We start from the raw sequence: 15038 nt of genomic DNA, 5'->3' as shown, positions 1-15038 counted from the left end.
TGATTTTTATGTTATAATAGGTTACAGTGATAGACCCTAAAAAAATCAAAAAGTGCTGTCAACGGATTAAAAGCATTTAAGCAACTCCAAGAACTTAAGAAAAGATAAGTTCTTTTGTCATCTTGTGCCAAATTATTAACCTGTAAACATTGCAAGGAATGAGTAACTCTATCAATTCTCTCGATCAACTAAAGACCCAAAAACCGAAAAGAAATCAAAATAAGAGTATCAATCAAACAGTCAAAACCAGAAGCAAAAATAATCAAAAAAGAAGCGTCGTTGATGAAATTCGGGAACGTCGGCCCGTACCTAACCCTTGGCGAGTGGGAGAAGTTGCCCAAATTGTCATGAAAAGAAATCCCGATCTCAAAGGAAGAAGTGGTCAGTGGTGCATTATTGAAGAAGTTCTCAATTTTTCCTGCATCGTCAAAACTTGGGATGGAAGAATTCAAGTTAAAATTGAACACTTAAAAGATGTTTATTATTCATCAAAACAACAACAAGAGATGAAAAAAATAAGCGACCGCCTGAACCAAATTTCTCAAAATAAATTAGACAATTCAGTTAAAAAGTTTTTAGAAGAATTGGGAAAAATTGATCGTCCCTTTTTAACAACCCTAGAAGATAAACTATTAAATGTACTAGAAACAGAAAGTTAAACCAGTCATGAGTGATCAGTGACCCAGATAATTCACTGATCACTGATAACGGTGAAAAAAAGTTTTCAGATTACATCCACTTATGATATATAGGTGGATAAATAAACGGAAGGTGGGCAATGCTAAGAAAAAACTTACAAACCTGAGCCAGAAACGATTTGAGACATTGCCCACCCTACAAGTTTTATCCATTTAATTGTGCCTACCTACTTAGTAGTAGCGTCATCTTTACTCTTCAGACTTCCTGCTTTTCCTACCTATCTAGTTCATAAACAGGACTGAGGAGTCGCAGTTATTGTATTGGATAAAGTTGGCCTCTTCCCTAGGGTTTCTAGGGGATTTCAGGCTTAGTAGAAGAGGTCAGGACAAGAAAATTTATGTCTAAAGTTTATTGTGCGCTGATCACAAAACTAATTCTATAGATGGATATAATATGGCCCAAAAATGACTAAGTTGAAAGTTAGAAAAATAAAAATATAGGTAATGTTAACCATGAAACAGGAGAAAAATTATATGTATAAACAAAATTATCCTTTTCGTCGTTTTCAGTGGACAAGGAAGACCCTAGCTTGTTTAGGGGCGATCGCCTTATCTTCTTCAGCACTGCTAGTTTCTGGATGTACTCAACCTGACATCACCTCATCTAATAATGTTACAACCGAAGACATTAGCGAACAAGCCGAACAACTCGTCGGTCAAACCGTTACCATTAGAAGTGAAATCGAAGAAATGATCGACGATGGTGGTTATGTGGTAGAGTCCAATGAGTTTTTTGGGGGAGAAGACATCTTAATCATTGATGCTACTGGATCACAGATGAGTCTCTCCGACGCAGAAGATGTTCCCATACAAGTCACCGGAGAAGTTGTGCAATTTGTGATTGCCGATATTGAGAGAGACTATGGTATTGGGTTAGATCCCAATCTCTATGCTGAGTATGAAGAGCAACCTGCGATCATTGCTGAGTCCATAGCCTTAGCCCCCGATCCCGAAGAATTGGCAGAAAACCCAGAGGCTTATTACAATCGAGTTGTTGCCGTAGAAGCCGAAGTAGCTGAGGTTTATTCTTCGAGTGCCTATACCGTAGGTGAAGAAGGTTGGTTTAGCGATGGTGAACTATTAGTGGTGGGTGCGACACCCAACGCTCAACTGGCTAACCAAAATGACCCAGAAGACCGCTATGTCACGGTAACAGGGGTATTGCGTCCTTATATTAGCAGTGAATTTGAGCGAGACTACGATCTGACCTGGGATTTAGATTTACAACAAGAAATAGAGGCAGAATATCAAGAAAAACCTGTCTTAGTTGCCCGTGATGTTTATCCCTCGGCAACTGAAGAATAATTTGACTTATGGGGTGACCGAATAACTAGGGGTTTTCCCTCATCAGTGAACAGTGAACCATAACTGTTCACTGGTGACTGGTAACTGGTAAAATCAGGAACGAAGACAAGAGAGTAACCATCGATACGACTTGGTTACTGTCAGGATCGACCTCTAGAGAATTTTATGACTGTTACCTCATATCAATCCCAACCCAGTATCGCCTCCCGTCTCATCAATGGCATTTTATCGGTCAAACCCCTAGCCAAACTAGCTAAACATCAAGCCCGGAACATGATTATTAATCGGGCAGAAAAAATAGGGGTTCCCTGGCGAGAGAATGTCCGTCAACTTAGTCGCCATAACTGGCAAGAAGAACTGGCCAAAGTTGAAAATCCTGACCTGATCTATCCTGACTATTATGTCTGTTCCTTTCATGGTTATGAAACAGGAAATTTAAGTTGGGAATCAGCCCTAGAAGTCGAATCTGCTGCTTATGCCGTTCATGCCAGCATTTGGCCGGGGGCAGGAGTCGATGGCGATCCCCGTTTACGGCACAATTATCACGAAATTCTTAAACAACAATTATCCTTAACCCCTCAAGCTATTTTAGATATCGGTTGTAGCGTCGGGATGAGTACCTTTCCTCTACAAGAACTTTATCCCGACGCAACAGTAACAGGTTTAGACCTATCGGCCTATCATTTAGCTGTGGCCCAGTATCGAAGTCAACAACGAAACCTGCCCATCAACTGGGTGCATGGGGCAGCCGAAGCCAGTAACTTACCCCCAACCTCTTTTGATCTCGTGTCAGCCTTTTTGTTGTACCACGAACTCCCCCAAACAGCAGCGATCGCTATCTTCGCTGAAGCCCGTCGTCTCCTCAAACCTGGGGGCTATTTCACGATGATGGATATGAACCCCCGCGCCGAAGCCTATGAAAAAATGCCCCCCTACATCCTAACCCTACTCAAAAGTACCGAACCCTACCTCGATCAATATTTTGCCTTAGAGGTAGAAACTGCCTTACAAGAAGCCGGGTTTGAACCCCCGAAAATAACCCCCATCAGTCCTAGACATCGGGCGATCGTCGCTAGGGTGTCTTAATCAAGCACTGAATGTTAACAGATATGAGGTAATTAACCTCAGGGTTGCCAAACTCTTGTAAAATAAATCTTGACTTTCTAAGCTCTAAAAGCCTTTCATGATTTCTAGTAACGATTTTCGGACTGGTACCAGCATTGAATTAGATGGTTCAGTATGGCGCGTCGTTGAATTCCTGCACGTCAAACCGGGGAAAGGTTCAGCTTTTGTGCGAACCAAATTAAAAAACGCCCAGACCGGTAGCGTGGTTGAGCGGACGTTTCGCGCAGGGGAAACCGTTCCCCAAGCCACTTTAGAAAAACGAACCATGCAACATACCTATAAAGAAGGGGAACAATACGTCTTTATGGATATGGAAACCTATGAAGAAGTGCGGTTAAGCCCTGAACAAATGGGAACAACGGTCAACTATATCAAAGAAGAAATGGAAGCCGATGTTCTCTTCTGGAACGATACCGTTTTAGAGGTACAATTACCAACCTCAGTGATTTTAGAAGTAACCGACACCGATCCAGGGGTGAAAGGGGACACCGCAACCGGGGGAACGAAACCCGCCATTGTTGAAACCGGGGCGCAAGTGATGGTTCCTCTGTTTATTTCCATTGGGGAAAAAATTAAAGTCGATACCCGTGATGGTTCCTATTTAGGACGAGAAAATTAACGCCCGAACGGTTGTCCCTAGGGAGACAACCTCTGTTTGCTCAACGATTATGGGATAGATAATCTGTGTCAATTAATTTTAATGAACTACGAGATTTATTAGGGGCGATCGCTCATACTGATATTGCCGAAGTTAGCCTAAAAACAGAAACGTTTGAGTTAAATGTTCGTCGAGACGCTACCCCCCAAATTCAAACGGTAGCCCCCATCGCCTCGGAAACCGTAGCCCAACCTTCAGCCCCGACCACATCCACCCCACCCCCAGAAACAACCCCATCTCCCACAGAAAAAAAATGGGTGGCCATTACCTCCCCGATGGTAGGAACCTTTTATCGCGCCCCGGCCCCCGATGAACCGCCCTTTGTAGACGTGGGCGATCGCGTCAGTAATACTCAAACGGTTTGTATTATTGAAGCGATGAAACTGATGAATGAAATTGAAGCCGAAGTCACAGGAGAAGTGATGGAAATAGCTGTGGCCAACGGCGAACCGGTCGAATATGGTCAAACCTTGATGTGGGTGAATCCCAGTTAACCCTCAAAGACAAAAGAAAGATTACAAAATCCCCAAATCCGCACCCTAGGGCCTATAGATTATATAATGGAGAGTTTGTAAGAAAATTAGGAGACAGCCTCATGGCTCGGATGTATTACGATGCAGATGCCAACCTTGATTTATTAGCGGATAAAACCGTGGCCATTATTGGTTATGGTTCTCAAGGTCATGCCCACGCCCTCAATTTAAAAGATAGTGGCATCAATGTGGTAGTGGGGCTGTATCCAGGCAGTAAATCACGACAAAAAGCCGAAGACGCAGGGCTAAAAGTGATGAATGTAGCCGACGCGGCTAGTGCTGCTGATTGGATCATGATCTTGTTACCCGATGAAGTTCAAAAAGCAGTTTATCAAGAAGATATTGAACCTAATTTAAGAGAGGGCAAGGTGTTATCCTTTGCTCATGGTTTTAACATTCACTTTGGTCAAATTGTTCCCCCCGAAACCGTCGATGTGGTGATGGTAGCCCCCAAAGGTCCAGGCCATTTAGTGCGCCGTACCTACGAACAAGGGGAAGGGGTTCCCTGTTTATTTGCCGTTTATCAAGATGCCAGTGGACAAGCCCGCGATCGCGCCATGGCCTATGCCAAAGGAATCGGAGGAACCCGCGCTGGTATTCTCGAAACCAGCTTTAGAGAAGAGACAGAAACCGATTTATTTGGAGAACAGGTGGTACTCTGTGGCGGGTTATCAGCCCTGATCAAATCAGGATTTGAAACCTTAGTCGATGCTGGTTATCAGCCCGAATTAGCCTATTTTGAATGCCTCCACGAAGTCAAGTTAATTGTGGATTTGATCGTCGAGGGGGGACTGGCAAAAATGCGTGATAGCATCTCCAATACCGCAGAATATGGAGACTTAACCAGAGGTCCTCGCATTGTTACCGATGAAACCCGCGCGGAAATGAAACAAATTCTCAGAGAGATTCAATCCGGTCAATTTGCACGGGAGTTTGTTCTAGAAAATCAATCCGGTAAACCAGGATTTACGGCGATGCGTCGTCAAGAAGCTGAACATTCTATCGAAGAAGTGGGCAAAGATTTACGGGCGATGTTTAGTTGGTTAAAAGATAAGTAAGAGACTAAGGTTTGAACCTCATGGTTTCGCGCAGTGCCTATCTACAATGTTTAATTGAGAGGGGGAAGCGCGAAACCCTTTCAAAGGAAACTGGAAAACTTCTTAAGGATTTGAGGTTTAGGGGGACATTGACCGCTACAATAAGCTACTGCAACCATGAGAGCAAAGTATAGAAACGATCACCCCTACCAAGACGAATTACTATGGCAAAAGTTCTTGTATCAGACCCCATTGACCAAGTTGGTATTGATATCCTCTCACAAGTGGCGCAGGTGGATGTTAAAACGGGATTACCCCCAGAAGAATTAGTAAAAATTATCCCGGAATACGATGCCATGATGCTACGTTCGGGAACCCGTGTTACCAAAGAAATTATTGCGGCCGGAACCCAACTGAAAATTATTGGACGGGCAGGGGTTGGTGTCGATAATATCGATGTACCGGCGGCCACTCGTCAGGGTATTGTGGTGGTCAACTCCCCAGAAGGAAACACCATCGCAGCAGCAGAACACGCCCTGGCCATGATGTTATCCCTCTCTCGGCACATTCCCGAAGCTAACCAATCCGTTAAAAATAACAAATGGGAACGTAAACGCTTTATCGGGGCAGAAGTCTATAAGAAAACCCTAGGAGTGGTCGGGTTAGGAAAAATTGGGTCCCATGTGGCTAATGTGGCCAAATCCATGGGCATGAAATTATTAGCTTATGATCCCTTTATTTCTAAAGAACGGGCCGATCAGCTAGGCTGTACCTTAGTGGATCTCGATCTCCTCTTCGCTGAATCCGATTATATTACCCTACACATCCCAAAAACCCCCGAAACCACCCACGTGATTAATAAGGAAGCTTTCAGTAAAATGAAGCCCACCGCTCGCCTGATTAACTGTGCGCGAGGGGGAACTATCGATGAAGATGCCCTAGCAGAAGCGATCGCAGAAGGGAAAATAGCCGGGGCGGCCCTAGATGTATTTGAAGAAGAACCCCTCGGAGACTCCAAACTTAGAGACTACGACAACATCATTTTAACCCCCCACTTAGGGGCTTCTACGGCTGAAGCACAGGTGAATGTGGCCGTTGATGTGGCTGAACAAATTCGCGACGTTTTATTAGGACTTCCGGCTCGTTCTGCGGTTAATATCCCCGGACTCACCCCAGATGTAATGGAAAAAATGCGCCCCTATCTGCAATTAGCAGAAACGTTGGGCAATTTAGTCGGTCAATTAGCCGGCGGACGCATTGAACGCTTAACAGTCCGTTTACAAGGAGAATTAGCCAGTACCAAAGGTCAACCGATTGTGGTGGCTTCCATTAAAGGATTACTCTCTCAAGCCTTACGAGAACGGGTGAATTACGTCAATGCAGCCATTGAAGCCAAAGAACGAGGGGTACGGATCATTGAAACCCGTGACGCTTCTATTCGGGACTATTCGGGTTCTTTGCATCTGTCAGCACAGGGATCGTTAGGAGAACATTCGGTGACTGGGGCGTTGTTAAGTGATGGTGAAATTCGCATTACCGATGTGGATGGGTTCCCTATTAACGTACCTCCCAGTAATTATATGTTGTTTACCGTTCACCGTGATATGCCGGGGATTATTGGTAAAATTGGCTCTCTGTTAGGCAGTTTTAACGTTAACATTGCTAGTATGCAAGTGGGACGGAAAATTGTACGGGGAGATGCGGTAATGGCTCTGAGTTTAGATGATCCCTTACCAGAAGGACTCTTGACCGAAATTACTAAAGTTTCTGGTATTCGAGACGCTTATACGGTTAAACTTTAACTCCCTTCGAGAGAGGCAACGGGGAACGGGGAACAGGCAATCGTAAAATAGATAAACGACTTGACCTGTCCCCTACTCTCCCCATTTTCGAGTCCTTTTATTGATAAAAATGTCCTATGTCTAACAATTGGTGGGAAATCACCATTTTGTGTCATCCTCATTTAGAAGAATCCATTACTTGGCGGTTAGATAAGTTTGGCTGTTCAGGAACCTCACGGGAAATTAAAGGAAAATCTTATGTGATTCAGGCCTATGCCCCACAAATTCAATACCAGTCCTTAGATATCTCTGCATTATCCTTGTGGTTACAACAAGATGCTTTGGTTTTAAATTTACCCCAACCCCTAACCCGTTGGAAATTAATCGAGGAAGAAGACTGGGCCAGTAGTTGGAAAGATCACTGGGAACCCACAGAAGTAGGCGATCGCTTTATTGTTTATCCGGCTTGGTTAACCCCTCCTCAAACCACCGATAAACTCATCCTCAAACTTGATCCAGGGGTAGCATTTGGTACGGGAACCCACCCCACCACTCAGTTGTGTCTAGAGTCCCTCGAAATGCGCTTATCTAAATCTCCTGAAAATGTGGTGATCGCTGATATTGGTTCGGGTTCCGGTATTCTCTCCATTGGGGCGATTTTACTCGGGGCCAGTAAAGTGTATGGGGTCGATATTGACCCCTTAGCTGTCAAAGCAACCAGAGAAAATCGTCATCTTAATGAAATTCATCCAGATCGTTTAGTTATTAATCAAGGAAGTCTGACAGAGTTATTAGACTTAGTCAGTGAGGGGGTAGATGGTATCGTTTGTAATATTTTAGCTGAGGTGATTATTGATTTAATTCCTCACTTTTCTAAGTTAGCTAAACCCAATACTTGGGGGGTTTTAAGTGGGATTTTGATCGAACAATCTCAGGCGATCGCTGATACGTTAGAACAAGAAGGATGGATTGTTGCTGCTTTATGGAAACGTAAACAATGGTGTTGTTTTCAAATTCGTAAAGCACCAGAGGATTGAAGGAGGTAGGAGGTATGAGGGAAGAGAATAAATATTACTTTGTTCTTCATAAATCTATAATGTTCGAGCCTATTATTATAAACTATAACAATCTTTTTCATTTAATTGTAATTTTTACCTGGAGACCTATACATGATTATTAGAATGTTAACGGACTTACACAATCTTTTCAGGGGAGCAATACCCACCCTAATGCTTAAATAAATTTAGTTTGTTTTTCTATTGCTGCTTCTATTTTTTTTGTGAGTTGATGTTTAGATTCTTCATATTTAATTAACAATGCGTCCATTTTATTGGGTTGTCTTTCTATCCAATTTATTATTTTATTGTCTTCAAAGTGATAAGATTGAGTTTCAATAAAATCTTTTTTTATTGATTCTTCTATCGCTTCTTTCTCTTCTTGTTCTAAGATGACATTATCTACTTCTTTGGTTGCGGTATCAATAATATTCATTAATTCATCAAATAAGGTTTTACCTCTTTCAAGATCAGAATTTGTAAACAAGTTATTATGAGCAACTTTATGTCTTACAGCAGTTTGCGACTTTATGAGGTACAGTAGCAACAATGAGCAAACCAATTTCTAATATCACATTCTGTGATCAAATCTAATCCAAAAGAGATTGCTTTTTCGAGAGTTTCACGGGAACGCGCAGCTACTTTTCGTAAATAAGCTTTAAGTTTAGACCAGCAATTTTCTATGGGATTAAAATCAGGAGAATAAGGAGATAAGTAAATTAAAGAAGCACCTACTGATTGTATTTTTTCTTGAACTCCCTTAACTTTGTGAGCCGGTAAATTATCCATTACTACACAAGCACCTGGCCAAAGTTGGGGTAGTAAAACTTTATCTAAAAAAACTTGAAAAGCTATACCATTTATTCCTCCTTCTAGAGTCATTCCTCCTATAAAACCTTTAAGAGCAATCGCTCCAATTAAACTTAAATGTTGTCCAGGGTAAAAAGGCTGTTGACTATAGGCACGAGTCCCTTGAAGAGAACGAGCATATCTACGAGCTAAAGCTAGATTGGCTCCCATTTCATCAATAAATACTAAATTTTCCATGTCAACTTTTTTGACTTGTTTCCAATAGTTAAATCGAAGACCCTGGACTCTTTCAGTTGTAGCTTGACTCGATTTGACTGTTTGTCTTGAGTGCGTCTTACATTCTGGGGACACCCCAGAATTACGCACTCGCTTTTTTTCGAGTCAGTTTTTTTCTTTGTAGAAAACGACAAATGTTACTAATAGATAGTTTAACCCCTGTTTCTAATTCAAGAGAGTTTTGTAATTCTTCTAAAGTGATATCATTATTATCAGCAACTAATTTCTCAACCACCTGTGTATGCTGTTCTAGTCTGGCAATAAATCCTTTTCCACTCTTACGAGGTTCTATCTCGTTGGTTTCGCGATATCGCTTCAATAATTTTTGAGTGAAGCTAAGACTAACTTTAAAGCGTTTAGCTAACTGTCTTTGTGAACCTTCTTGGTTTTGATAAGCTTCAATAATTTTCTGACGTAAATCAATAGAATAAGGTTTCATTGAAGGATTTATTAAAATTATTATGCTAATTTAAAATTGTACTACACTGAGTCGCAAACTGCTGTAGTTTTTCCATTTCTTGCCATTTATCTTGAAATCCATTATTTTTGAAATGTTCGCGAAAGAATTTTTGATAATTACTTTGTAAATCACTTTTTAGTTTTCTTATTGCTTTCGGTGTTTCTTCTACTTCGGCGATTTTCTTTAATATATCCTCTTTGGTAATAAAACCTGATGAATGTTTATAAATTAATTGTCCTAAATCTCCAAAATCAGCTAAATATAATTTATTATCAATAAATTGTGAAAATTCCTTTTCATTGTTTTTGCGATCATTAACTTTCTTACTCAGTTCAGAAGTCGCTGTAATTTTCCACCAACTTACACCAACTTTAGTAATCATAAATTTAGTTAAGTAAGTTCTTAGTGCGTTTTCTAATTGATAAATCAATGGATATAATTGAGTCGCGATTTCTTGTGATATTTCGTCTAAAAGAATATACAAACAATCAAAATTTTGTGCAGCGAGAAAAGATAATATATTAATTCGCTTCGCTTCTAACCAATTAGAATCTCCTGTTAGTTTAATTAAAAAAGTTTTATTAGGTTCAACATCGGCTTTTATTTTTTGAACTTCGAGGGTAGCATCTCCATCAGTTATGGTTAAATTTTGTTCATCCAATGACGCATTTTTCCATAAGTCACTGTAGGAACGAAACAAATATAATAAATCAACTTCTGACTTAATAATAAAATTTTCAGAGGTATCTAAAGCTAAAAGTTCAAAGTTCAGTTGTGTTGCTGACTCACTCATTTAAACTAATCAAATAGTACCAAAAAATAAGAATTATTGTCCCGATAACTTTAGGGGTTTAGCAATGCTAAACCCCTACAAAATGCCAATTATTCCCATTCAATCGTTCCAGGGGGTTTAGAGGTGATATCATAAACCACACGGTTAACCCCTTTAACCTCATTAACAATACGATTAGAAATGATTTCTAAGAGATCATAGGGAACTTTTGACCAGTCTGCGGTCATACCATCTTCACTACTAATTAAACGCAGTACAATAGGATGGGCATAAGTGCGTTGATCGCCCATGACTCCAACACTACGAATGGGTAAAAGAACAGCAAACGCTTGCCAAAAGTCATGGTACATTCCCTGTTTACCGATTTCATCCCGTACGACAAAATCAGCGTCTCTTAAGATATTTAATCGTTCTGAGGTGACTTCCCCAATAATACGAATGGCTAAACCGGGGCCAGGAAAGGGATGACGGCGAACAATTTCTTCGGGTAACCCAATAGAACGCCCGACTTTGCGAACTTCGTCTTTAAATAACTTCCGCAAGGGTTCAACTAACTTAAAGCGTAAATCTTTGGGTAAGCCTCCCACATTATGGTGACTTTTAATTTTAACGGCAACCCTTTCGCCGGTTTTTGGGTCAATATTGGTATCGGCCGACTCGATCACATCGGGGTATAGGGTTCCTTGGGCTAAATAATCAAAGGGTCCCAGGCGTTTTGATTCTTCTTCAAACACTTGGATAAACTCGTGACCAATAAGACGGCGTTTTTTTTCTGGGTCCGTTACCCCTTCGAGTTTTTTGAGAAAGCGATCGCGCGCACTGACATATTCTACCGGAATATGAAATTGTCTATCAAAGATGTCCATGAGGCGTTCCGGTTCCCCTTTACGCATGAACCCTTGATCGATAAACATACAGGTTAAATTGTCCCCGATGGCCTGATGTAACAAGAAGGCGAGGGTAGAAGAGTCCACACCGCCAGACAGGGCGAGTAATACCCGTTTATCCCCTACTTTCGCCCGAATTTCTCGGATAGTCTCATCTACAAAGGCTTCTGTAGTCCAAGTGGGTTCACATTCACAAATATGATAGACAAAATTACGAATCAGGGCGATCCCGTCTACTGAGTGAACCACTTCCGGGTGAAATTGTACCCCAAATAGTTTCTTCTCGTGATCAGCGATCGCCGCACAAAGGGTATTCTCGGTATGAGCTAAAATGGAGAAGCCGTCAGGGAGACGGGTACATGAGTCCCCATGACTCATCCACATGGTTGAACCATCTTCGACATTGGTTAATAAGTCGGTGGGGTCATCAATACGCAGGGAAGCTTTACCATATTCTCCCCGTACCGCTTTTTCAACTTGTCCCCCAAGTTGTTTAACCATTAACTGCATTCCGTAGCAAACCCCTAAAACAGGAATGCCTAAGTTCCAAATATCAGGATCACAGTGAGGGGCGTGATCATCGTATACAGAGTTAGGACCCCCCGATAAGATAATCCCTTTGGGGTTCAGTTGCCGTAATTTTTGGGCGGTGGTGCGATAGGATAGCACTTCGGAGTAAACTTGGGTTTCTCGAATCCGACGGGCAATTAATTCTGAGTATTGAGAACCAAAGTCAAGGATAACTATCATTTGGCGATCGAGACTTTTATCAAGGGTATGGGTAGGTAAAGTCTCTGGGTTATTGGGAAGGGAAGGAGTTTGAGTAGTCACGTTTTGAGGATGGAAAAAGTAGAGCTAATGCAGAGATAATTGTTTAATAAATTATCATTAAATAGTCTTGTTAGTATAGCACTATCTTTTAGATCATTTTAAGCTAGATCCTTGAAGTTATCCTGACTTTGATCTAATAAATTTAAGGTTATTCATGGGTTAATTTCCCCTGGCCATTAATGGTTGCACAAAACCCCATCCTTCAAGAATGGGGTGTTTTTAAGGTTACTCAACCAATCTTAATGGTGAGAGATTACCGATTGTGTTATCAAGAAATCGAGCTATCTGCTGAGTAAGCTGTCTGCTGCCATGAATATCCGACTCGTTACACAATTAATCTAAGTTCAGTTGGTTTCCGCGCTTATATTGTAAATACGCAGCAACGAATAAACCAGCTAATGTAATGGGAATCAGACCTAAAACAATGCCTAAGAGTAAAGGTTCAATCATGAAGGTTCTCCTCTTTGAGATGAATGATAACTATCCTATGGTACTGGAGAAGGTTGTCCCAATTCTAGAGGAGAAAGAAAGTTTGTTGACTCGATAGAAGCTATAACCCTTATTTAAAGGTTGGTATGGTTTGAACAAAATTGCTCTTTAACCACCACTTGTTTTCCGAAGTGGGGGAATGTGTCGCAATTTTGTTCAATAAGAGCTTTTTCTAGAAGACAAAAACCTGTACAATACTCGACATACCTATACAGAATGTCTAGGATGCACTATAGACCAAGTGAATTTGCCGATTTAGCAGGAGTTAGTGTCAAAACATTACAAAAGAGCTAATCATGTACGCAATTAAGAGAGAATTAAAGCTGAATAACAAAGAAAAGAGCTTTTTTGCTGGCTGTGCTGGCTTTTCTCGCTTTGTATACAATCATGGCTTATCTTTACTCAAATCCACCTGGGATATTCCCGAAATTTCTGGCAGTGACTCAAAACGGTTAGATGCTATCAAGAAAGTCTTTACAAACATTACTAAAAAGCAAACAGAATATTTATGGACAAATAAATATTCATCTCGCATTTATCAGAATGCTTTTAGGGACTTGAAAAAAGCATTTTCCCGTTGGAGAGAGCCTAAAATAAAAGCAGACTTACCTCGTTTTAAAAAGAAGAAAGATCACTGTAGTTTTACAGTAGATAGTTCTAACGGTAAGGTATTAGTCAAGGAGGGAAAAAAGATAAAAATTCCTACTTTGGGAACATTCAGATTAAAAGAGGCTATCCCTTATAACTGTGTTTCTCAAACCTTTACTATATCGAGGTCTGCAGGGAAATGGTATATAAGTTTTGCCGTTTCAGCTTGTAAAAGACCTGAGATGAAACACTGCCATAAAAAAGTAGGAATTGACTTAGGAATAAAAACTTTTGCCACTCTTAGTGACGGAAACACCTTGGAGGCTCCATCTTCCATCAAAAAAGCGAAAACCAAGCTAGGAAAGATACAATGGAGAAACAGAAATAAGGTACACAGCAACCGTCGTTCTGGAATCTCTGCATCTAAAAATGCGGTTAAATATTACCAGAAACTAAGAAAAAAGCATAAAAGAATAACCAACATTCGAGAAGATTTTCTGCAAAAAACCACCACATTATTGGCCAAAACTTATCAACATATTCTCATAGAAGATTTAAACATAAAAGGGATGATGGCTAACCACAAATTATCCAATGCCTTATCTAATTTAGGATTGTATCGTTTTCGAGAATTGTTGAGTTATAAACAAGAATGTTTTGGCTTTTTGTTAACCATAGTAGATAGGTGGTTCCCCAGTTCAAAAACTTGTTCAGTCTGCGGAAATATACAAGATATGCCCTTATTTGAAAGAGTTTATTATTGTCAAAATTGTGGCCAAGTTATGGACAGGGATCTCAACGCCTCAAAAAATATCGAAGGTTGGATCAAGAATGCCGATGGCTTATCGGTGAACGCCTGTGGACAAGAAGGAGCCGTCTCCCTTGGTTGAAGCAGGAATTGAACAACAAGCCTGTCCAGGTTTGTCTAGGTTTCATGAAGCAGCGTCATAATATTTGCCTACATCCTATACCCTGCACCCTAGACCCCGTCTAAACTTTAACCTTGTTCTTACCCCGTGAGTTCTTAGTCCCTCCAAATTGATTAACTTTTTTAACCCATTGAGTTTTATTGTGCGGGTGCAAGATATGAGTTAAATAGATTATCCAGTTCCTTACCAAAGATAAAGAAGAGAGAATAAAATGACCCAAATTCCGTCTACAAAATGCCAAAATAAAGATACCGAAGTCACACCATAATGACCTCGATTATAATTACCAGGAATAAAAGAACGAACTAGCATTAACATCTGTAAAAAAATTCCAGCCAAAACGTGCAACCCATGAAAACCAGTCAATAAATAAAAGGTTGACCCCACTAACCCAGTGGATAAGCCAAAATCTAAGCCTTGCCACTCTTTAAATGTCCCAACTAAAAAATAGGTTCCCATCACTGAAGTAGTTAACCAAAGTAAGCGAAACTCTATTAATTTTTTCTTTTTTAAAGCCTGTTCAGCTAAATAAATAATAAGACTACTAGATAATAAAATAATCGTATTAATCCATACTGCTAACGATAATTCTGGTCCTGAAACTCCAGGAGGCAACCAGGGATAAGTAGACAAACGGAGAATAATATAAGTTAAGAAAAAACTGACAAAAATAATACTTTCCGACAGCAAAAAGACAGTAACCCCGAATAAAACGTTACCTTTTTTTCGTTCCCTACTATCTTTTAATGGTGTCCCCAAGATTTCATCAATAAAACTTGCCAT

16 protein-coding genes are annotated in these 15038 nt (G+C 40.6%); 9 read left to right on the top strand and 7 right to left on the bottom strand.

The genetic code is table 11. The features are described from left to right. Nucleotides 1-158: 158 nt before the first annotated feature. The 8 genes from C4E06_RS11820 to prmA all read left to right on the top strand — a co-directional run bounded on the left by C4E06_RS11820 (nucleotide 159) and on the right by prmA (nucleotide 8174). A complete protein-coding gene (locus C4E06_RS11820; RefSeq protein WP_107668245.1) occupies nucleotides 159-659 on the top strand; it encodes a hypothetical protein in 501 nt (166 codons plus the stop codon). Between the two features lie 513 nt (nucleotides 660-1172). Then, the gene (locus C4E06_RS11815; protein ID WP_198648571.1) at nucleotides 1173-2003 is read left to right on the top strand and encodes a hypothetical protein; all 831 of its coding nucleotides are present in this window, start codon (nucleotides 1173-1175) and stop codon (nucleotides 2001-2003) included. Nucleotides 2004-2168: 165 nt separating this feature from the next. Continuing rightward, nucleotides 2169-3089: a class I SAM-dependent methyltransferase gene (locus C4E06_RS11810; protein WP_107668244.1), complete on the top strand. Its 921-nt coding sequence runs from the start codon at nucleotides 2169-2171 to the stop codon at nucleotides 3087-3089. 97 nt (nucleotides 3090-3186) lie between these two features. Beyond that, entirely contained in the window at nucleotides 3187-3747 is a 561-nt protein-coding gene (efp, locus tag C4E06_RS11805; protein ID WP_107668243.1) for an elongation factor P, read from the top strand. A gap of 65 nt (nucleotides 3748-3812) precedes the next feature. Beyond that, the gene (gene accB, locus C4E06_RS11800; protein WP_107668242.1) at nucleotides 3813-4280 is read left to right on the top strand and encodes an acetyl-CoA carboxylase biotin carboxyl carrier protein; all 468 of its coding nucleotides are present in this window, start codon (nucleotides 3813-3815) and stop codon (nucleotides 4278-4280) included. 101 nt (nucleotides 4281-4381) lie between these two features. Then, complete coding sequence (gene ilvC / locus C4E06_RS11795; RefSeq protein ID WP_107668241.1) at nucleotides 4382-5377, top strand: ketol-acid reductoisomerase; 996 nt, start codon at nucleotides 4382-4384, stop codon at nucleotides 5375-5377. 203 nt (nucleotides 5378-5580) lie between these two features. Beyond that, nucleotides 5581-7158 carry a phosphoglycerate dehydrogenase gene (serA, locus tag C4E06_RS11790; protein WP_107668240.1) on the top strand — a complete coding sequence of 526 codons (1578 nt, stop codon included), beginning with the start codon at nucleotides 5581-5583 and terminating at the stop codon, nucleotides 7156-7158. A gap of 116 nt (nucleotides 7159-7274) precedes the next feature. Continuing rightward, a complete protein-coding gene (gene prmA, locus C4E06_RS11785; protein WP_107668239.1) occupies nucleotides 7275-8174 on the top strand; it encodes a 50S ribosomal protein L11 methyltransferase in 900 nt (299 codons plus the stop codon). Nucleotides 8175-8370: 196 nt separating this feature from the next. Here prmA and C4E06_RS11780 read toward each other — a convergent pair whose 3' ends face one another. The 6 genes from C4E06_RS11780 to petG form a co-directional block, all read right to left on the bottom strand. Then, nucleotides 8371-8679, bottom strand: coding sequence for a hypothetical protein (locus C4E06_RS11780; protein WP_107668238.1), 309 nt, complete (start codon nucleotides 8677-8679; stop codon nucleotides 8371-8373). Nucleotides 8680-8720: 41 nt separating this feature from the next. Then, nucleotides 8721-9353 (bottom strand): IS630 family transposase, encoded by a 633-nt coding sequence (locus tag C4E06_RS11775; RefSeq protein WP_232826208.1) that lies wholly within the window; start codon nucleotides 9351-9353, stop codon nucleotides 8721-8723. A gap of 7 nt (nucleotides 9354-9360) precedes the next feature. Continuing rightward, nucleotides 9361-9717, bottom strand: a complete 357-nt coding sequence (locus C4E06_RS11770; RefSeq protein ID WP_107667889.1) for a helix-turn-helix domain-containing protein — start codon at nucleotides 9715-9717, stop codon at nucleotides 9361-9363. A 25-nt stretch (nucleotides 9718-9742) separates the two neighbouring features. Beyond that, nucleotides 9743-10531, bottom strand: coding sequence for a hypothetical protein (locus C4E06_RS11765; RefSeq protein ID WP_107668237.1), 789 nt, complete (start codon nucleotides 10529-10531; stop codon nucleotides 9743-9745). An 89-nt stretch (nucleotides 10532-10620) separates the two neighbouring features. Then, nucleotides 10621-12249 carry a glutamine-hydrolyzing GMP synthase gene (gene guaA / locus C4E06_RS11760; RefSeq protein WP_107668236.1) on the bottom strand — a complete coding sequence of 543 codons (1629 nt, stop codon included), beginning with the start codon at nucleotides 12247-12249 and terminating at the stop codon, nucleotides 10621-10623. A 333-nt stretch (nucleotides 12250-12582) separates the two neighbouring features. Then, nucleotides 12583-12699 (bottom strand): cytochrome b6-f complex subunit V, encoded by a 117-nt coding sequence (gene petG / locus C4E06_RS11755; protein WP_008278251.1) that lies wholly within the window; start codon nucleotides 12697-12699, stop codon nucleotides 12583-12585. 335 nt (nucleotides 12700-13034) lie between these two features. On the opposite strand from petG, the gene C4E06_RS11745 reads away from it, so the two are divergent. Beyond that, the gene (locus C4E06_RS11745; RefSeq protein ID WP_107668235.1) at nucleotides 13035-14216 is read left to right on the top strand and encodes an RNA-guided endonuclease TnpB family protein; all 1182 of its coding nucleotides are present in this window, start codon (nucleotides 13035-13037) and stop codon (nucleotides 14214-14216) included. A 222-nt stretch (nucleotides 14217-14438) separates the two neighbouring features. Here C4E06_RS11745 and C4E06_RS11740 read toward each other — a convergent pair whose 3' ends face one another. Continuing rightward, on the bottom strand, nucleotides 14439-15038 hold the full coding sequence (locus tag C4E06_RS11740) for a cytochrome c oxidase subunit 3 (RefSeq protein ID WP_107668234.1): 600 nt from the start codon (nucleotides 15036-15038) through the stop codon (nucleotides 14439-14441).

It is taken from the genome of Cyanothece sp. BG0011, assembly GCF_003013815.1.
In the GTDB taxonomy this organism is placed as follows: domain Bacteria; phylum Cyanobacteriota; class Cyanobacteriia; order Cyanobacteriales; family Microcystaceae; genus Crocosphaera.
The sequence above is the reverse complement of the archived record's forward strand: the minus strand, read 5'-3'. Positions and strand labels throughout refer to the sequence as shown.